Annotated in this window: 17 protein-coding genes; 10 read left to right on the plus strand and 7 right to left on the minus strand. The window is 54.3% G+C overall.

The features are described 5' to 3' along the window. From ACKPCT_RS15795 to ACKPCT_RS15805, 3 genes are all read right to left on the minus strand, one after another. Complete coding sequence (locus ACKPCT_RS15795; protein WP_319567370.1) at positions 1-936, minus strand: imelysin family protein; 936 nt, start codon at positions 934-936, stop codon at positions 1-3. A gap of 68 nt (positions 937-1,004) precedes the next feature. Next, positions 1,005-2,519 (minus strand): di-heme oxidoreductase family protein, encoded by a 1,515-nt coding sequence (locus tag ACKPCT_RS15800; protein ID WP_090070336.1) that lies wholly within the window; start codon positions 2,517-2,519, stop codon positions 1,005-1,007. Positions 2,520-2,601: 82 nt separating this feature from the next. Then, positions 2,602-3,879 (minus strand): imelysin family protein, encoded by a 1,278-nt coding sequence (locus ACKPCT_RS15805; RefSeq protein ID WP_090070333.1) that lies wholly within the window; start codon positions 3,877-3,879, stop codon positions 2,602-2,604. Between the two features lie 345 nt (positions 3,880-4,224). Between ACKPCT_RS15805 and ACKPCT_RS15810 the strand changes: the two genes are divergently transcribed. The 5 genes from ACKPCT_RS15810 to ACKPCT_RS15830 all read left to right on the plus strand — a co-directional run bounded on the left by ACKPCT_RS15810 (position 4,225) and on the right by ACKPCT_RS15830 (position 8,256). Beyond that, positions 4,225-4,953: a VIT1/CCC1 transporter family protein gene (locus tag ACKPCT_RS15810; RefSeq protein WP_319567371.1), complete on the plus strand. Its 729-nt coding sequence runs from the start codon at positions 4,225-4,227 to the stop codon at positions 4,951-4,953. A gap of 105 nt (positions 4,954-5,058) precedes the next feature. After that, entirely contained in the window at positions 5,059-5,280 is a 222-nt protein-coding gene (locus ACKPCT_RS15815) for a DUF3329 domain-containing protein (protein WP_175527912.1), read from the plus strand. 128 nt (positions 5,281-5,408) lie between these two features. After that, a complete protein-coding gene (locus ACKPCT_RS15820; protein ID WP_319567372.1) occupies positions 5,409-6,392 on the plus strand; it encodes a threonine ammonia-lyase in 984 nt (327 codons plus the stop codon). 81 nt (positions 6,393-6,473) lie between these two features. Continuing rightward, positions 6,474-7,481, plus strand: a complete 1,008-nt coding sequence (locus ACKPCT_RS15825; RefSeq protein WP_139229195.1) for a LacI family transcriptional regulator — start codon at positions 6,474-6,476, stop codon at positions 7,479-7,481. Positions 7,482-7,566: 85 nt separating this feature from the next. Then, entirely contained in the window at positions 7,567-8,256 is a 690-nt protein-coding gene (locus ACKPCT_RS15830; protein ID WP_175527910.1) for an HAD family hydrolase, read from the plus strand. 135 nt (positions 8,257-8,391) lie between these two features. Here the strand turns inward: ACKPCT_RS15830 and mntR are convergent, their stop codons facing one another. After that, positions 8,392-8,820: a manganese-binding transcriptional regulator MntR gene (gene mntR, locus ACKPCT_RS15835; protein WP_090069280.1), complete on the minus strand. Its 429-nt coding sequence runs from the start codon at positions 8,818-8,820 to the stop codon at positions 8,392-8,394. 242 nt (positions 8,821-9,062) lie between these two features. Here mntR and ACKPCT_RS15840 point away from each other — a divergent pair, with 242 nt between their 5' ends. Further along, a complete protein-coding gene (locus ACKPCT_RS15840; protein ID WP_090069278.1) occupies positions 9,063-10,349 on the plus strand; it encodes an Nramp family divalent metal transporter in 1,287 nt (428 codons plus the stop codon). 81 nt (positions 10,350-10,430) lie between these two features. Here the strand turns inward: ACKPCT_RS15840 and ACKPCT_RS15845 are convergent, their stop codons facing one another. After that, positions 10,431-10,898: an Lrp/AsnC family transcriptional regulator gene (locus ACKPCT_RS15845; protein ID WP_090069276.1), complete on the minus strand. Its 468-nt coding sequence runs from the start codon at positions 10,896-10,898 to the stop codon at positions 10,431-10,433. A 169-nt stretch (positions 10,899-11,067) separates the two neighbouring features. Between ACKPCT_RS15845 and ACKPCT_RS15850 the strand changes: the two genes are divergently transcribed. From ACKPCT_RS15850 to ACKPCT_RS15865, 4 genes are all read left to right on the plus strand, one after another. After that, positions 11,068-12,081, plus strand: a complete 1,014-nt coding sequence (locus ACKPCT_RS15850; RefSeq protein WP_319567373.1) for a 1-aminocyclopropane-1-carboxylate deaminase — start codon at positions 11,068-11,070, stop codon at positions 12,079-12,081. A 173-nt stretch (positions 12,082-12,254) separates the two neighbouring features. Continuing rightward, positions 12,255-12,986 (plus strand): DUF2161 domain-containing phosphodiesterase, encoded by a 732-nt coding sequence (locus ACKPCT_RS15855; RefSeq protein WP_319567374.1) that lies wholly within the window; start codon positions 12,255-12,257, stop codon positions 12,984-12,986. Between the two features lie 284 nt (positions 12,987-13,270). Beyond that, on the plus strand, positions 13,271-13,660 hold the full coding sequence (locus ACKPCT_RS15860) for a NifB/NifX family molybdenum-iron cluster-binding protein (RefSeq protein ID WP_090069267.1): 390 nt from the start codon (positions 13,271-13,273) through the stop codon (positions 13,658-13,660). Positions 13,661-14,089: 429 nt separating this feature from the next. Beyond that, a complete protein-coding gene (locus ACKPCT_RS15865) occupies positions 14,090-15,229 on the plus strand; it encodes a porin (protein ID WP_319567375.1) in 1,140 nt (379 codons plus the stop codon). Between the two features lie 172 nt (positions 15,230-15,401). Here the strand turns inward: ACKPCT_RS15865 and ACKPCT_RS15870 are convergent, their stop codons facing one another. Together ACKPCT_RS15870 and ACKPCT_RS15875 are read right to left on the minus strand one after the other, a co-directional pair. Next, the gene (locus tag ACKPCT_RS15870; RefSeq protein WP_090069262.1) at positions 15,402-15,983 is read right to left on the minus strand and encodes a TetR/AcrR family transcriptional regulator; all 582 of its coding nucleotides are present in this window, start codon (positions 15,981-15,983) and stop codon (positions 15,402-15,404) included. Between the two features lie 916 nt (positions 15,984-16,899). After that, positions 16,900-18,519, minus strand: coding sequence for an ABC transporter ATP-binding protein (locus ACKPCT_RS15875; protein WP_319567376.1), 1,620 nt, complete (start codon positions 18,517-18,519; stop codon positions 16,900-16,902). Between the last annotated feature and the right edge of the window lie 9 nt (positions 18,520-18,528).

An 18,528-nucleotide genomic window follows, 5' to 3' on the forward strand; every position in this document is an offset into this window, starting at 1 on the left:
TCAGTCTCCATCCAGTGCGTTAAAGCCAGCAGAGATTCCCAGTTTCGGCCCAAGATACTCTGCCACGAGATCATTTGTGAATGTGATGGCGCCCTGCAACGCCTCCACGCGAATGCGCCCTTGTATTGATCCGACGCCAGCAAAGGCAGGGTCGTCCAAATCTTCAACAATACGGATAGCGCGCTCGAAGCCCCTATCGATATCCTCATCATTTTCCGACAGAAGCAACGCCAACTGACGGTTTGCCTGAAGCGAGAGCAGAACATGGCGTTGTGAGCGCTCGGAGCGTCGGGCTTCGGCGCGGTTGGGGCGTGGCTTTTCAAAGCTGCCCATCGGGCGACCAAGGCGCGTTTGAGCGGTGAACTGCAAGCCGGTCGTAAGCGCTGTATAGAGCTGACGTACCGCTTCTTCGGGCGCACGGTAGATATCATTGTCAGCCTTGATCATCATCTCGCCGTAGCCTGCCTGCCAATCCCTCAAGATGGCCGCAGAATTATTCGCGATATCCTTTGCCATGACCGCCATCAGATCGCAGCGCTGCGGAGCGGGCTGCTCAGTAAACTGGGTATCATAGAGCAGGAATTCCATCGGGTAGAAGCCCCGCGCGGCAATGGACACCGTCTTGAATTTTTCCGCATCATGAATGGCCGGATCATTGTCTGTGAGCAGGCTCGCAAGGGTCTTGGGCGTAAAGCCTCTTGTGTCGGGCCAGAAGGCCAGCGCAAAGGCGCGGTTATTTTCTTCAGAAGGCCCGAAGCGCAGATGACTGACGCCCATCCAGGCATCAAAAGCCTCATTATAGGCCAGCTTCACCGCATCCAGATTATCCGGGCAACTGGTCTCGACCGCTTTGGAAAGAGCCGCCGAGCTGGTCGCAAGACGTTCGTAACCGGGCAGAATATGCTCGTTCACCACGTTGGTGACGAGCTTTGGCATATCGACCTCTTGCGCATAGGCCGGGGCGAGAAGCAAGCTGTAAAGAATAAGGCAATATTTCCACATGGTTACAAACTTTCCAGAAATGAAATCAAGGCTGCGCGGTCGTCCGGCTGCATGGCGATAACGGCGTCTCTCTGAGGCTCGGCTTCTCCGCCATGCCAGAGCACGGCTTCCAGATGAGAGCGGGCACGGCCATCATGCAGGAAAAAGCGATGGCCGGAGACCTGCTCGGTGAGGCCAATGCCCCAGAGGGGTGGCGTGCGCCATTCCTGCCCGTTAGCACGGGCTTCGGGCTGGCCATCTGCGAGCCCTTCGCCCATATCATGCAACAGAAGATCAGTATAAGGCCATATCAGCTGGAAGCCCAATTCCGGTTCTTCCTTGAGACGATGGGTCACGTAGGACGGGGTATGACAGCTGGCGCAGCCGACCTCATGAAACAGCTTTTTGCCGCGCAAAACCGCCTTGTCCTCCACATCGCGCCGCGCAGGAACGCCGAGATGACGACTATAGAAGGTGACGAGATCAAGCCCAGTCTCATCCAGTTCCGTCCCGCGCACATCCTTGTCGCCATGAGGCGCCGAGCGGCAGTCGCTCTGGTTCAAGGAGCAATCACCCCACGCATCAGGGAAGAGCGGATTGGAGATGCCTATATCGCGGAAGAAAGCTGCTGCTGATTGCTCCTCAACCGTCGGGCGACCGGCCTTGAGGCCGAAGCGCCCCAGCATGGGCATCTGGTAACGCTCTGACCAGACAATATTGGGCTTGCCGGAAATCCCATCGCCATCAGTGTCTTCCGGGTCGGCCTTGGCAAGAATATCCGCTGCCGGAATAGCTTCGAGCAACCCAAGGCCAATCATCTGCGGCGCTATGCGGGGGCTGAGCGTGGCATCGGGATGCAGTGGCCCATAGGCTAGATCGGCAGCCTTGTAAGTTGGCTTGCGTAAACTGGCCTTATCCCCGCCAGCAAGGGGTATGCTCATCTCTTGATAGTCAATCTGCAGACGATATTCTGCAGGATATCCGGCCAGAGCAAAATCCTGAAGCTGCCCGCCATAGGTCGGGTCGGGCATGGTGCCGTGGTAGCCCTCAATGCGCTCGACCATTGGGTCGGCCTCATCGGGCACCGCGACGCGCAGGAACATGGAGACCGCGCTGTCGTCATGACTTTCAGGGGGATGCCCACGCCCATCATTGATGTGGCAGCGCATACAGGAGCGGGCATTGTAAAGCGGGCCGAGGCCGTCCGAGGCCTTGGTTGACGAGGGAGACGACACCCATAGTTTTTCAAACATCGCCTTGCCCAGCTCAAACTCCAGCTCGCTTTCAAAGCTCATGCTCGCCGATGGCTCGGAAAAAGCATCGGCATCCTTGCGCACCCGGACAGTCGCGGCCCCTGCCGAGAGAGCCTCAAAGCGCTGGGGAGCATCAAAGCCCTGCGGCGGTGCCGTTACACGTGCAATGCGCTCCACTTCCGAGGCAGTCCGCGGAATGATGGATAGATGTGGCTCGTCCAGCGGACCGGCAACAGCAGGCAGTGCGACAAACAAGGGCAAAGTTTTAAGGCCGAGACGGAGCATGCGCGTCATTTCTTGCAAGGGAGCGGATACGCAAAAAGCGCAGCCTGGAAAGGCCGCGCTCCTTGTCTTCATTCAAAGGGGCTTATTGGAAAACCGCATTCGGATTATCGAGGCTGTCGGACCCTTCAAACTCGATATCGTTGAGCTTGAGGGAGGAAACAACGCGTTCAATGGATTTGGTCTGATCAACCAGCGCGTTGACACCGCCCATGACGAGGGCTTCGCCGCCTTCGTTGCCACGGGCCAGCATCTGGTCGTAGCTGAAGCCCGCTTCAGCGGCTGACTTGATGGCACCCAGTTTGATCATGGTGGTGTTGAGTTTGCCGGTCAGCTCATCATCAAGAGCCTTGTCGGATGCTGCAACCAGATCGGACAGGGACGGGCCGGAAACACGGGAGCCATCGACGCGCACATATTCGCCGACATAGGCATTGCGGATGCCAAGACCATCATAATAGTGGCTGTTATGGGTGTTGTCGGAAAAGCAATCATGCTCTTCTTCCGGATCATTCAGCATCAAACCAAGGCGCATACGTTCACCGGCCTGTTCCCCATAGGAAAGGGAGCCCATACCGGTGACAATCGTCACGATGCCAGCATTTTCGTCAGACATGAGCGTGGCGCGGGCTTCGCCGCCCATTTGCCACTGCTTGGCCATCCAGTCGAGGTCGGAGACCAACAGATCGGTTGCGGCCTTGAGGTAGGCTGCACGACGATCGCAATTGTCGTTGGTGCAGGCATCGCCCTTGGCATAATCTGTCCAGGCGCGTTCACCGGCGCCATGCTCGGTGCCATGCAGATCTTGCCCCCAAAGCAGAAACTCGATGGCGTGGTAGCCGGTGGCCACGTTGGCTTCGATGCCGTCTGCTTCATGCAGGGTCTCGGCCAGCAGCTCCGGCGTGATGGCGCTGGCATCGATCTCTTTGCCCGAAAGGGTAAAGGACGGATTGGCGATGACATTCAGCGCCGCATATTCGTTTTCGTCGGTCGGGCCACCATAGGAGGCGTCGACATAGTCGATCAGGCCTTCATCCAGTGGCCAGGCATTGACCTTGCCTTCCCAGTCATCAACGATGGCGTTGCCAAAGCGATAGACTTCGGTCTGCTGATAAGGCACGCGGGAAGCAAGCCATGCGGCGCGCGCTGCCGTCAAGCTATCGGCCGATGGATTGGCGATCAGGGCATCAACAGCGCTTTGCAGCTTCTGGGCTGCAATCAGGCTGTCGGCATATTTGGCTTCAGCGATATTGGCATAGGTTTCCAGGACGGCTTCTTTGCTTACCGGCTCTGCGGCGGTTGCAGCTGCGCCAAGACCGAGCAGGCAGGCAACAGAATATCCAAGCAATCGATTAGTTTTCATCGGATTGTTTCCCCAATTCTTTCGTGTCCCAATGGGTTCCAGATGAGCCAGCACCAAAACGCCGGGCTCATTGGAGCTCGTAAAGACCGCCAATCGATCATTTTTATACCGATCGTTTCAGCGCGCCTTCTCTCCTTCTCAAGGCTCGAAACTTGAATTAAAAATTCATCTTTGTAAAGTTGATTATTATGTTCATAATAAAAACCTGTTGAGAGGGCCAGAAAAATTCGCGCCTCCTAGGCGAGTTTTCCCCCTGCCCTCCAGAAGGCCAAAGCGTGCTTGAGCGAATTATGCTATGCAGAACAAAGGTCTTCTATTCATGACGATGCGGGGGAGAGCATACCCATGACGATCGACTGGGATCACCACAGACGAGAAGTCCACAACCTGGGAGAGGTTCAGGACTTTCTCAAACAACTCGTCTATGGCGGCAATGATGGTATCGTGACCACCTTTGCCATTGTGGCCGGATTTGCTGGCGCACAAGCCGAGGGCGTGGCCCAGATCGGCGCCATCGCGGTTCTGGTGTTCGGGCTTGCCAACCTGTTTGCCGATGCGGTGTCCATGGGGTTGGGAGAATTTCTCTCCACCCGATCCCAAAAGGATCTTTATCACAAACAGCGCAAATTCGTTTTTGAAGAGTTGGAGCATCATCCGCAGCAAGAATATGCAGAACTGGTGCAGATGATGACCGAGCGCGGGCTGCCCCTGGAGTCGGCGAAAAAGATTGCAGACGAAATCATGAAGAGCCCGGAGCTGGTCGCTGATCTGATGATGAATTACGAGCTGGAGATGCATGACATGCGTCAGGTGTCGCCGGCTCTGGACGGGTTGGTGACCTTTTTATCCTTTGTCGCTTTCGGCATCATTCCGCTGGTGCCCTATCTTCTGATGCCCCCTACCCAGAGCACCTTTTTCCTTTCGGTTTTCACAACCTTCATGGCGCTCGTCGGGCTTGGTCTGCTGCGCTGGTGGTCTACTCGCGAGAAGATACTACGCTGCGTGGGAGAGACGGTTCTGGTTGGCGGAGCCTGCGCCATCGTTGCTTTCGTCGTCGGGGCCGTGGTCGGCTGAGCGTCGCCATGGCCAACGGTGCGATGGTGTCTGGTCATCTGAGACAAAAAGCGCTAGAGAAGATAGACTGACGCGCAACGGGCGCATTTTGCGATGGAGGCAAGTTTGTTCGACACTTCACATCCCATGCTCAAGCCGCTCTGGGTTCGACTGCTGATTTGCGGCGTGACTCTGGGTTGGGGGCTGTTTGAATTTCTTATGGCCAGCACCACTTGGGCTGCAATCTTTGGTGTTGTCGGGGTAATTTGCGTTTACCACCTGCTGCTCGAATATGAGCCCCCAAAAGATCCACCTCCGTCTGGACCAAGCGAGGATGAGGCATCGTAAGCGCCTCAAGCATATTTCGTCGTACCGTCCCATAACGGCCGCAATACCTTGCGAAGAGATAGCTGAAACGCCTTGTCTCTTTGCCTTCCCTTTCCTTTCTTCGTTCTTCCTATCCAGAGATTTCCCTGATGTCAGACAATTTAGCCATTTCATTTGATGATATTCTGAGCGCCGCCAAACGCCTTGAAGGCCACGCCGTGCGCACTCCCTTGCTCGAATTTGCCCCACTCAATGAAAGGCTTGGCAAACGGGTGTTGATCAAGTTTGAAGGGGCTCAGCATACCGGTTCGTTCAAGTTCCGTGGTGCTTTCAACCGGATCTCGACCATCGACCCGTCTGCAAAGTCAGCCGGTGTGGTCGCTTGGTCTTCAGGCAACCATGCGCAGGGCATCGCGGCTGCAGCCAGCATGAATGGCATTCCTGCCACTATCGTCATGCCCAGCGACGCACCCAAGATCAAGGTCAACAATACCCGTGCCCTTGGCGCCGACATCATCTTTTATGATCGCTACACCGAATCCCGCGAAGAGATCGCCATGGCGCTCGTCAAGGAACGAGGCGCTATTCTGGTGCCTTCTTATGATGACCCCTTCATCATTGCAGGACAGGGCACGGTTGGGCTGGAAATTGCCCAGCAGGCGGAAGAGGTGGGCGCCACCATCGGCGCTGTTATTGCGCCTTGCGGCGGCGGCGGCCTGATTTCGGGCACTGCAACGGCCATCAAGGAAAAATGCCCAGAAGCAAGGGTCTATTCCGCAGAACCGGAAGGTTTTGACAGCACGGGCCGGTCGCTCGCAAGCGACACGCCAGCAGGCAATGATCCTAAAGCCCGTTCCATTTGCGATGCATTGCAATCGCCCTATCCGGGCACGATGACCCTTCCGATCAACAAGCAGAAGCTCGCAGGAGGATTGGCGGTCAGTGATGATGAAGTGCGGGCAGCAGTTCGCTTCGCCTTCGAGAAGCTCAAACTTGTGGCGGAGCCGGGTGGTTCAGCCGGGCTTGCGGCAGCTCTTGCAGGCAAGATTCCCGATCACGATGGAGCCCTCGCGATTGTCATTTCCGGAGCCAATGTCGATCCGGAACTCTATTGCGAGATCCTGTCGGCCTAAAGGACGTGGTGATGCAGCTGTTGTTGTTGCTAATCAGCAAAAATTGGCTGTATAACAACGCCCAGAACCAAGGTGTTGCGCATGCCCCATAAAAGACCCACTTTGAAGACCATTTCCGAATTGAGCGGCTTTGCCGTGACCACCGTGTCAAGGGCGCTCAATGATGGCCCGGAGATCGGGGCGGACACCAAGGAAAAGGTCAAGAAGATTGCCCGGGAGATCGGTTATGTGCGCAACCGCTCCGGGCTTGGTCTTGTTACGGGCAGAACCAATGTCATCTCGTTGGTGCTCTCAGCCGATCACGATGTCATAGACGATCATACCGGACGCCTGATATCGGCGATCGCCCACAGCCTGACCGGCACGGTCTATCATATGAATATTGTCACTTTCTCCTCGCCTGAAGACAGGTTGAATGTCGTCAAGCATGTGGTAGAAACCCGCGCCGCAGACGCGATCATTCTCAACCAGACCAAACCGGAGGATGAACGCGTCGCCTATCTCATGGAGCGCAATTTTCCCTTTGCTGCCTATGGGCGCACCGACTGGCAAGAGAAACATCGTTATTTCGATTTTGACACCGAAGCCTTTGGGGAAATGGCCGCTCAGCGCCTTGCAGCAAAGGGCCGCAGCCATTTTCTGGTGGTCTGCCCGCCTGATGATCTTAGCTACAGCCAGCATTTGATCAAAGGGTTGGAGCGGGCCAACCAGACGCAGCCCTTCACGCTGGAGGTGCTCAAAGACGCAACGAGCCACGACACGAGCGAAAATCTGCTGCAAGCGCTGCGGACCCGGCTGGACAGCGATAAAAGCGTCGACGCCATTATCGCCCCTTCCACGGCCACGGCTGTGCTCTCCCTTGCAGCCATCGAGCAAAGCGGCAGGACCATCGGTGTCGATATTGACGTGTTTGCCAAGGAAGCCAGCCCTTATCTGAAATTCATCCGTGGCGAGGTTCTGTCCGTCTATCAGGATCTTACCGAAGCGGGAGATTTTCTGGCCAAGGCTGCCATTCAGGCCATTGAGCAGCCTCAGGCTCCGATGATGCAGAAGTTGGAGCCAACAACAGACGAGTTTAAAACCCCTTAGCTGGCGCATATTGCATCAGCTTCGCCCCACCCCACCTACCTGAAGTCTCTTTTGGGCAGGCTTCATTATCGAACAGGACTCACATTTGAATTCTCACCCCCTCTCCGGCACCAAGGCCGTTATCTTTGATTTTGATGGCGTTCTTGTCGACAGTGAACCAATCTCCCTTGGCGAACTGAAAAACAGTTTTGAAGAACATGGCATCGAGATGGAATGGAGTGCATTGGTCAAGGGCTTCCTTGGCACAGCGCCCCGCGACATCACCACCTTCATGCATGAAAAGACCGGACGCGATCCTGCAGGTGTCTTCCCTGAGGGGTGGCACAATCGCGTTATGGCTCGCATGGAACAGGGATTGACGATGATCAGCGGCGCTGAGGCCCTGCTAGACAAGCTGGATGCAGACGGGATCCCCTATTGTATCGCGTCGGGCAGCAGCCCGGACCGACTACAGCTGGCCCTTTCCAAGATTGGCCAGGAAAAGCGTTTTGAAGGCCGGAGCTTCAGCACCGAAATGGTGCCCAATGGCAAGCCCGCACCGGATATCTTCCTACATGCAGCCAAGGCGCTCAATGTAGACCCGAAAGACTGCATGGTTGTTGAAGATGGCATTGCAGGCACCGTTGGCGCCAAGGCCGCTGGCGTTGGGCGCATTGTCGGTCTGGTCGGCGGCAGCCATCTGAACGATGACGAGTTGCGCGCCATGCACGGCAAAGCGCTCACAGAGGCTGGCTCGGACCTGATTATCAAAACGCTTGACGATCTTCTCGCCTAGGTGCCCTTTGGGCTTGGCGACGCGCCACTGAGCAGATCCGCTGATCCATGCGCCTTATGCCACAGCCCCAACTATGGGTAGCGTCGGCACGTCTTGGGCCTGATAGCGAAAAAGGGCGCAGCTTCGGCGAGCGCCCTATTCTTTGCCCGCCAGATATTTATCGAAAGCAGCGAGCGTCTGCTGGGAAACGTGATGTTCGATGCCCTCGGCGTCAATTTCGGCGGTCTCTCTGGGAACCCCCACGGCAACCAACAGCTCGACCACGGAACGATGCCGGGCGCGCACACGGTGGGCCATGGCTTCGCCCTCTTCGGTCAGAAATACACCGCGATAGGGTCTTGAAACAGCAAGCCCTTCGCGCTTGAGCCGCGCAATGGCCTTGGTTGCTGTGGGGTGCGCAACGCCCATGCGCTCAGCAATGTCTGCCGTGCGCGCTTCGCCCAACTCCGCAATCAAATCGCCGATCATCTCCACATAGTCTTCCATAACCGCACAGGCCTGAGCCTCACGCGCGCGCACAAAACGCAGGCTTTGTTTGGATGGGCGACTTGGATTCTCTGGCATTGTCTTCTTCTTTGCTTGCGTTGGCTTTCGACCGATCCTGAAGACCGGGACTCTCTTGGTGCCTTGGGTAAAGAATGCGCAGGTAATTTGCAATTGGCAAATAAGGCGCACATCCTAACATAGATTTCTTGTTCATTATTTAAAATATAGCCTAGGCTACATCTTGAAATTTATTTAGCCAAGGCTAAACTTAAGAGATAGAGGATTAAATTATACACGAAGCCCGTAAAAGAGACCAGACCATGTTCGCAACAGACCAAACGCGCCTTAAAATGAGCGCAGTTCTATCAGGAGAAAGACGAGGGTGGAGCGGCAAGCTGCTGTTTGCCGGACCCGCGATCATAGCCTCTGTCGCTTATATGGACCCGGGTAACTATGCCACGAACATTCAAGCCGGAGCCGGTTATGGCTATGGATTGCTATGGGTCGTGCTTCTCGCCAATCTGATCGCCATGCTGTTTCAGGCCCTCTCCGCCCGGCTTGGCATCGTAACAGGTAAGAATCTGGCAGAGCTTTGCCGCGATAATTTCTCCTCGCCTGTTGTCTGGATCATGTGGGCTGTCAGCGAAATCGCTGCCATGGCGACTGATCTGGCCGAGTTTCTTGGTGGCGCGATTGGTCTGGCGCTTCTGTTTGATATGCCTTTGATGGCAGGCATGGGCGTCACCGCCATTGTCACCTATGGCATCCTGCTGTTCGAGGGCAAGGGCTTCCGCCCCATGGAACTGATCATCGGCGCAATGGTCGGCGTCATCGGGCTTTGCTATTTGGCAGAGATCTTTGTTGCCCCCATCGCTTGGGGCGATACCGCAACGGGTCTTGTCACCCCGGAACTGGCCGATGCCGCAGCCTTGACCATTGCCGTGGGCATCATTGGGGCAACCGTTATGCCTCACGCCATCTATCTGCATTCGGGCCTTACCCAGTCTCGCGCTGTTATCCGCACCGAAAGTGAACGCAAACGGGTGGTGAAATATTCCAACTGGGAAGTGGTTATCGCTCTGGCAGTCGCCGGTATGGTCAATATGGCGATGGTCATGATGGCCGCTAGCGCCTTTCACAATGGGCATAACGAGGTCGCAGAGATCGAAACCGCTTATCACACGCTCACCCCATTGCTTGGTGTGTTTGCAGCTGGCGCCTTTCTGGTGTCCCTCATTGCATCGGGCATTTCCAGCTCGGTGGTTGGCACCATGGCCGGACAGATGATCATGCAGGGCTTTCTGCATTTCAGAATTCCTGTCTGGCTGAGACGCCTAATCACGATGATTCCGGCCTTTGCAGTGGTCGCCATGGGGGTTAATGCCACGCAGGCACTCGTGGTCAGCCAGGTGATTCTGAGCATCTCTCTGCCAGTGCCGATGATCGCCCTGATCATTTTCACCTCTCGTCGCGATATCATGGGGGCTTATGCTACCGGGAAAGTCATGCGCACGCTCGCAGCAGTCGGTGCTACGGCGGTGTTGGTGCTCAACTTCGTGCTGCTGGCAGACACCTTCGGCATTCCGGTACCGTTTCTGGCCAGCTGATCAAATCTTGACACCACAGCACCCAACCGGCCCTTGGGGCTCTTGAGACCGTTACGGTGCTGAACAGATGGGCCGCTTCCTTCAAAAAGGCAGCGGCTCGTTGTTCTTGACTTCCTTCATGACAAAGAAGGTCCGTGTCTGCCTTACACCGGGCAGCGCGATCAGTTGCTCACCGTGCAATGTGTTGAAGTCGCTCATGTCGCGCACGCGCACGGTGATCAGATAATCAAAATCCCCTGCCACCAGATTGCAATCAAGCACCACGGGCATGGATGCAATTGCGTCTTCAAAGGCCTTGAAGCTTTCCGGTGTGGAGTGATCCAGCACCACCCCCACCATAACCAATGCACCAAGCCCAACCGGTTTCGGGTTGATCTGGGCGTGCACCCCCAGAATATAGCCCTCTTCAAACAGGCGCTGCGTGCGTCTGTGACAGGTTGCCGGGCTGACATTGACCTTTTCGGCAAGCTCCGCATTGGAAAGGCGTCCGTTTTTCTGCAAATGCCGCAATATGTTCCTGTCTATACGGTCCAGTTCAGATTTTTCCATATGAAAGAATCTTTCATTGATTACAATATTATCTTTATATTCTCTCTTATGTAGCGCAGTCATTAGCTAACATCCATAAATATTCAGATATATTTCGAAGCACCTTTCGTCTCTTTTTCGCTACTCTGGACTCATAACAAACAGTCACCAGATCCAAAGAGGCAGACCCGTGCTCGAACAATTTGAACGCTACCCCCTGACTTTCGGCCCGACGCCGATTGAAAAACTTCCCCGCCTGTCCGAAGCGCTCGGCGGCAAGGTCGAGATTTACGCCAAGCGCGAAGACTGCAACTCCGGTCTTGCCATGGGCGGCAACAAGCTGCGCAAGCTGGAATATATTATTCCCGATGCCATCGCTTCTGGCGCCGACACGCTGGTGTCCATCGGCGGTGTGCAATCCAACCATACCCGCATGGTCGCGGCGGCGGCAGCCAAGATCGGCATGAAATGCGTCGTGGTGCAGGAAAAATGGGTTCCCCATTATGATGCGGTTTATGATCGCGTTGGCAACATCCTGATGACCCGCCTGATGGGCGCTGACAGCCGTTTGGTTGAGGATGGCTTTGATATCGGCATTCGCCAGAGCTGGGAAAATGCCATCCAGTCCGTCAAGGATGCTGGCGGCGTGCCCTATGCCATTCCGGCTGGCGCTTCGGTGCATAAATATGGTGCTCTGGGCTACATCGGCTTCGCCGAGGAAGTGGCACAGCAGGAAGAAGAGCTGGGCTTCAAATTCGACTATATCGTCGTTTGTGTCGTGACCGGCTCCACCCAGGGCGGCATGATTGTCGGCTTCGCGGCGCAGGATCGTGCAGACCGGGTGATTGGCATTGACGCTTCGGCCACCGTTGACCAGACCCGAGCTCAGGTGCGCTCCATCGTGGACAACACCGCAGAGCTCGTTGGCCTTGGCCGCACCGTGCGAGACGATGAAATCGTCATCAACCCTGACTATGCTTATCCAGCCTATGGGGTTCCTTCTGAGGAGACCAACGAGGCGATCCGTCTTGCGGCCCGCACAGAGGCCATGATGACCGACCCGGTGTATGAGGGCAAAAGTATGCAGGGCATGATCGACCTGACCAAGAAAGGCTTCTTCCCTGAAGGCTCCAAGGTTCTGTATGCCCATCTGGGCGGCGCACCGGCGCTCAACGGCTACAGCTACTATTATAAGGACGGCTAAGGATCTGGTGCCAGCCCCGTCCCGGGGCCACTCTCTTCAGTCCCCCCCAAGGTTCAAGACGACACAAGAGAGTGGCCTTTCCTTTTTCATTTTTCCTTCCCTTTGCGAATCCGCTAGCTTCGGGACAATCAAGCCCCTGATTCGAGCGAGCCTCATCGTGAAGGATAGAATTCATGGCCCCTGCCGCCATACGCGAAACCGACCTGTATGCCCCCGTCAAACTCTATCTGAAACAGCAGGGCTATGAGGTAAAAGGGGAAGTGGGCGCGGCTGATATCGTGGCCAACCGCGGTGAGGATGATCCGTTGATTGTCGAGTTGAAACTCGGCTTTTCCCTTACGCTGTTCCACCAGGCCATCAGCCGACAGGGCGTTACAGACGCGGTCTATATTGCTGTGCCCCATAGCGGCAGCCGACAATTCCAGAAATCCCTCAAGAATAATATCGCGCTTTGTCGCCGTCTTGGGCTTGGTTTGATCACGGTCCGGCTGAAGGATGGTTTCGTGACGCCCCATCTGGATCCGGCCCCCTATAAGCCGCGACAGATGAAACCGCGCAAGGCGCGTCTTTTGCGCGAATTCGCACGCAGAGTGGGCGACCCGAATGCTGGCGGCTCAGCACGCAAAAAGGCGTTGGTGACAGCCTACCGGCAGGATGCGCTCAAATGCCTTAAATATCTGACGGAAAACGGACCGACCAAAGCCGCGATCGTGGCGCGCATAACCGGCGTGGAGACGGCCCGCCGTATTCTGTCTGATGACCATTATGGCTGGTTCGAGCGGGTTTCGCTGGGGATCTATCAGATTACGCCCAAGGCAGAGGCCGCTCTGCAAGACTATGCAGAAGAACTGACGCACCTGACTTTTGCCGAGGAGCCCAATACAGCGGAAGGCTCCCGTAGCTGATGCCAGAGGATCCGGCGAAGCCATCTTTTGCCAAAGCAGACTGCGCATAACGCGCCCTCAAATCGCGACGCCCACTTGCAACTTGGGCCAACTGCCCCTAATCCTAGTTTAGCGTTGTACCACACCCAACTGGTGTGTCTTTTTCCGGACCGGGGAACAAGAACAGCTCGGGCACTTGCCTGCCGCCCAGCCACTATGGGCTGGCCGCACTTGCCTTTTCATTATCAGCCTGGCCATGGCGTCTCGCCTGCCAGATGACCCAGACTCACGATTTGGAGCGTGACATGAAAATTGCTGTATCCTCTCAAAATTTCCGCACCGTAACAAACCACGCGGGCAAAGCCCGGCGCTTCATTATCTATACGGTGGGCAACGACCTGCAGCCGGTCGAAACCGATCGCCTAGATTTACCCAAAGACATGAGCATGCATGAATTTGCGGACAAAAGCGGGCCCCATCCTCTTGATGCCGCCGATGTCATTCTATCGGCCTCCTTTGGAGCGGGCTTTGCCCGGCGTATGCATGCCCGTGGTCTGATTGCCAGCATTACTGAGAAGACCGATCCGCTGGAAGCGGTCAAGGAATTCATGATGAACGGTCAGAATCTGCCGCAACTTTGTGACTGCAACCACGACCACGATCATAATCACACCCATGGTCATGCAGGGCATTAGGATTGGTGGCGGAACCTTTTTTTCTGCCAGACTCATGAAGCGGACGGGAGGGGCCTTTATCGGCCCCTTTTTCGTGGCCATCACATCACGAGGGCCCTCAGGCGAATAGCGCCAAATCAACAGCGCACTGTCATACCTCAACAATGCCTTCGCAGGCTCCCATAGCGGCTGGCATTTTATGCAACAGCTGCCGACACAGCCTCTTTAAAAAGGGGGCTATCTTCTTCTTCACACACCGACGTCGCTGGTTACGCAGGTTGATCAGCACAGATTTTGCTCAGAAATCTGCGCTGTTCGGGGTGGTTTGTGTTTTTTTTGCAACATCACTTTTGAATTGACATTTGGACTCTTAAAGTATGTTTGCGATTTACAATTAAACGGTTATTGTCTCCCTGTCGCAAGCTTATCAAAAATACTAGGGTCAGAATTATGAACATCAAGAGCCTCATCCTCGGTTCTGCAGCAGCATTGGTAGCTGGCGGCGCAGCCCAGGCAGCAGATCTGCCAGTAGCAGAGCCTGTAGATTATGTTAAAGTATGCGACGCTTATGGCGCTGGCTACTTCTTCCTCCCAGGCACCGACACCTGCCTGAAAATCAGCGGCTATGTCCGTACTGAAGCCCGTTTCAGCGAAGCTGAATCCCGCGCTGACGAAAAATTCGACATCTGGGCACGTGGCCAGGTAAACTTCGACGCTAAGGAAGAAACCGAACTGGGTACTCTTTCTTCTCGCGTTCGTATCGAAGGCGAAGATGACGGCGACATCTCCATTGCTAAAGCATGGTTGTCTCTGGGCGGCTTCTACGCTGGCTTCCTCTCCTCCGCAGGTATCGTTGACTATGTAGGCGACGTTTATGGCGGCGACTATGACTTGGGCGACACCGACGTTCCTCAGATGGGCTACAACATGGCCTTCGGTAACGGCGTAACCGCTACTCTGGGTATCGCTAACAACAAACACCTGATCGGTGACAAGTCTGTTGGTCTTGCAGCTGTTGACTATGCTGGTCAGTCCCTGCCTACTCTGGTTGCTCGTTTGAAAGTTGACCAGGCTTGGGGTTCTGTAGCTGTTGGTGGTATTGTTAGCCAGGCTCGTTATGGTTGGGCTCAGTTTGATAACGATGTAGCTTATTCCGTATCTGCTGGTGGCATCTTCAACCTCGACATGCTGTCCGCTGGTTCCGAATTCGCTCTGAACGGCTTCTACACCAAAGGTGCAATGGCTTGGAACGGCATCAACGATGCTTCCGTTATGTCTGACGCTACCTATGATGCATCTACCGGTGAGTTCGAACTCAACGAACTGTATGGTGTATCTGCAAGCTTGAAATATGCTTTTGCTGATAACCTGTGGGCTATTGTCGCTGGTGGTTATGGCGAATATGACGACCAGGGCGCTTCTGAAGACTTCGATCAGTGGACCGCTTCTGCAGAACTCGGCTACAAACCAGTTAAAAACCTGAAGGTTGTTGCTGGTATCCAGTATACCGACCGTGACTTCGAAGCAGCAGCAAGCACTGCTGACTACGACACTTGGGAAGGCAAACTGCGTCTGCAGCGTAACTTCTAAGAACAGTTAACACTGTTTCTGAGAATTGGATCCCGGGAGCCATTGCTTCCGGGATTTTTTTATCTGAAAGATTTGCCCGGCTAACTCTGCTTACAAAAAAGCCGAGCCCCTCTGGGCCCGGCGATAAAACTTTCTGGAACGTGCAACTCAGGATCTATTCCTGCTTATCCTTTCAGGCCGCTTCTGCGCCCCCTTGGGATGTCAGAGCCAGGATTGAGGCAGATAGCGTATCCAGCAGGCGGCGCAATTCCTCAATGGAACTAGCCTTGCCACACTTCATTTCCCGACATGTCATGATAATAAAATCAGCCATATGGGCAGGACATTGTCCCGAAGCACCAATATATTTGGTGTAAGGCACCAAAAGCTCTGCGAGAAACTGGCGATGCTCATTCTTGAGTTTTGCAATAGCCGGATGGTTATTCATGTCGGCATCGTTCCATAGCGTTATCGCCTCGGGATGATTTTGCAGAAAGATGAAGGGCCGCACGACCATATTTTCAAAATAGATATTCAGCTGGTCACCCAGCGATGTGCAATGCGTTATTCCTTCCCGCGTCTTGTTCAGATGCTCATGAAAAACATGATAGGAAGTTTCTGCAAACAGGTCTTCCTTATTGGCAAAGACCGCATAAACCGTTTGTCGTGAAAGGCCAGCCTGCTTGGCGACGTCTGTCATGGAAGTGCGGTTGTAGCCATAGCGCGAAATCAACTCTTGCGCGGCCTGAATAACTTTATCTTTGGTGCTCGTCATTTTGCTTGCGACACATTCCTTGCGACACGAATGTGCTTCCCTTTTTTCAAAATCTGGACTGCAATCTCGCCTGTCACCACAGTATATTGGCTTTAGCGATTGAAATTATTTTTTCTACTAGAAACAATATACGAAATCCTGATTTCTGTAAATTTTTTTCCCCTTAAAGATTGACAACCATTGTCTATTTGTCTATCTTTTGATTACACAAAATGTCATTTCGTAATGATGCTTTGGTCAAATTAAACACAGTTGCCAGTCTGTCATTGGCTCATGGTTTATAGGCAAAAGCTCAGATCTGACAGGTGCTCTGAAAACGAACAAAAACGCTGCATCATCTAGATGCAAACGTTGCTTAGTTTAGTTTTGGAGAAGAGATTCAATGTGCGGCATGCTGGAACTTAAAAATTCCGAACATGCCGCAACATAGAGATACCATTTGATGCTGCGTCAACAGCTAGAATGGTTACAGTCTGTCCGCCGAACTGCTTGCGACACATGGTGGACACTGTCGTCACGGGGCGAGTTGGGTTACCTGTCTAAGCTTTACTGCTTGCGACACCTGACGGGTAGTGCTTGCTCCGTGACGAAATTTATATCAGCAGAAATTACCCTTGAAAAGCCCACCTACAAATTTTCATTGTGTGTAATAGTGTAAATTTGCCGCACCTGATGGTTTGCGTGCATTTTCCTCTGTTTTATCCACAGTTGGAGAACATTTGTGGGCTCAATCATTCGTGATACCCAGATATGTCTTGTTGGAATGTCTCTGAATCACATGTTGATTCCTGCTATACAATCTGCAATCAGGGCGACCTGGTGCTTCTTTCCTTGCCATTATACCCGGAACAAAGCCTGTCGAGCACAAAAAAGGCGCCGTCGCCGGCGCCTAATATTTGATAGCAGGGATCACTGGTCACGCAGAGATGGGTTCCAAATCAAAAGCTGCTGCCATCAACTGCTTGGTATAGAGCTCTGTTGGCGCATCAAAAATCTGCTCCGTCAGCCCCTCTTCAACGATCACGCCCTGCTTCATGACCATCACATAATCAGACATGGCTCTGACAACTGTTAGATCGTGCGAGATGAAGAGATAGGAAAGATTGTTCTTCTCCTGAAGGTCCCTCAGCAAATCGACAATCTGCTTTTGCACCGACCGGTCCAGTGCGGATGTCGGCTCATCAAGCACCACAATCCTTGGTTTGAGTACCATGGCCCGTGCGATCGCAATGCGCTGACGCTGACCACCTGAGAACTCGTGCGGATAGCGGTTGCGCATGGACGGATCAAGCTGCACTTCTTCCAGAGCTTCAATCGCTCGCAAGTCACGCTCCTTGGCCGACAATTCAGGATGATGCACCAGAAGGCCCTCGGTGATGATCTGTCCAACCATCATACGCGGAGACAGGGAGCCAAAGGGATCCTGAAAGACCAACTGCAGGCGCTTGCGCTGCTCGCGCATGGCGTCCCCTGCAATCTCGCTCATATCGACCCCATCAAGCAAAACCTCGCCGCTGATATCTGTCAGCCGCAAGAGCGCCCTCCCGAGGGTGGATTTCCCCGAGCCAGATTCCCCGACGATACCAATAGTCTGCCCTTGATGCAGACGAATATCGACATTGTTGACAGCGCGCAGGGTATGGGTTTGTGAACCAAACAGGCCAGATGTGATGTTGAAGGTCACATTGACGCCCTTGCCTTCCAACAAAATCGGAGCCCCCGTGTCAGGAGCTTCCTTGGTGCCTTCCGGTTCGGCCGAAAGCAGCATTCTGGTATAATCGTGGCTGGGATTGTCGAAGATTTCCGCCGTGTTGCCTTCTTCCACCACTTCCCCAGTCTTCATCACATAAACCCGGTCAGCAAAGCGACGCACGATGTTCAGGTCATGAGTGATGAAGAGGATGGCCATGCCCAATTTTTTCTGAAGATCAGCCAGCAGCTGCAGGATCTGGGCCTGAATGGTCACATCCAGCGCCGTGGTCGGTTCATCTGCAATCAGCAGATCAGGATCATTGGCAAGCGCCATGGCAATCATGACGCGTTGACGCTGGCCGCCGGACATCTCATGAGGATAGGATTTGAGCCGCTTTTTCGGCTCGGGAATCCCCACCAGTTCCAACAACTCAAGCGCACGCGCCATCGCACGCTTCTTGTCCATTTTCTGGTGGACCCGCAAAGGCTCGCAAATCTGCCGACCGATGGTATAGAGCGGATCAAGCGAGGTCATGGGTTCCTGAAAGATCATGGTCATCTTGGAGCCGCGATAGCTGTTCAGCTTGCGTTTGGAGAGCCCCAGGATTTCGGTGCCATTATATTTCACCGAGCCTTCCACCCAACCATTATCGGCCAGAAGCCCCATGGCCGACATCATGACCTGGCTTTTGCCAGAGCCGGATTCTCCAACAACGGCGACCGTTTCGCCCTTTTCGATATGCATGTGAATGCCGCGCACAGCATGCACATCCTTGTCGCTGTTGGTTTCAAAATGCACATGCAGATCATTGATATCGAGCAGAGGTGTTTTGGTATCTGTCATTGTCCCGTG

The organism is Cohaesibacter marisflavi, assembly GCF_963665895.2.
Taxonomy (GTDB): Bacteria; Pseudomonadota; Alphaproteobacteria; order Rhizobiales; family Cohaesibacteraceae; genus Cohaesibacter; species Cohaesibacter marisflavi.

What these genes read in the sequence shown, in the direction of transcription:
- ACKPCT_RS15795 (WP_319567370.1), bottom strand. Translation starts at nt 936, where the DNA reads ATGCCAAAGCTCGTCACCAACGTGGTGAACGAGCATATTCTGCCCGGT.
- ACKPCT_RS15800 (WP_090070336.1), bottom strand. Translation starts at nt 2,519, where the DNA reads ATGCTCCGTCTCGGCCTTAAAACTTTGCCCTTGTTTGTCGCACTGCCT.
- ACKPCT_RS15805 (WP_090070333.1), bottom strand. Translation starts at nt 3,879, where the DNA reads ATGAAAACTAATCGATTGCTTGGATATTCTGTTGCCTGCCTGCTCGGT.
- ACKPCT_RS15810 (WP_319567371.1), top strand. Translation starts at nt 4,225, where the DNA reads ATGACGATCGACTGGGATCACCACAGACGAGAAGTCCACAACCTGGGA.
- ACKPCT_RS15820 (WP_319567372.1), top strand. Translation starts at nt 5,409, where the DNA reads ATGTCAGACAATTTAGCCATTTCATTTGATGATATTCTGAGCGCCGCC.
- ACKPCT_RS15825 (WP_139229195.1), top strand. Translation starts at nt 6,474, where the DNA reads ATGCCCCATAAAAGACCCACTTTGAAGACCATTTCCGAATTGAGCGGC.
- mntR (WP_090069280.1), bottom strand. Translation starts at nt 8,820, where the DNA reads ATGCCAGAGAATCCAAGTCGCCCATCCAAACAAAGCCTGCGTTTTGTG.
- ACKPCT_RS15840 (WP_090069278.1), top strand. Translation starts at nt 9,063, where the DNA reads ATGTTCGCAACAGACCAAACGCGCCTTAAAATGAGCGCAGTTCTATCA.
- ACKPCT_RS15845 (WP_090069276.1), bottom strand. Translation starts at nt 10,898, where the DNA reads ATGGAAAAATCTGAACTGGACCGTATAGACAGGAACATATTGCGGCAT.
- ACKPCT_RS15855 (WP_319567374.1), top strand. Translation starts at nt 12,255, where the DNA reads ATGGCCCCTGCCGCCATACGCGAAACCGACCTGTATGCCCCCGTCAAA.
- ACKPCT_RS15860 (WP_090069267.1), top strand. Translation starts at nt 13,271, where the DNA reads ATGAAAATTGCTGTATCCTCTCAAAATTTCCGCACCGTAACAAACCAC.
- ACKPCT_RS15865 (WP_319567375.1), top strand. Translation starts at nt 14,090, where the DNA reads ATGAACATCAAGAGCCTCATCCTCGGTTCTGCAGCAGCATTGGTAGCT.
- ACKPCT_RS15870 (WP_090069262.1), bottom strand. Translation starts at nt 15,983, where the DNA reads ATGACGAGCACCAAAGATAAAGTTATTCAGGCCGCGCAAGAGTTGATT.
- ACKPCT_RS15875 (WP_319567376.1), bottom strand. Translation starts at nt 18,519, where the DNA reads ATGACAGATACCAAAACACCTCTGCTCGATATCAATGATCTGCATGTG.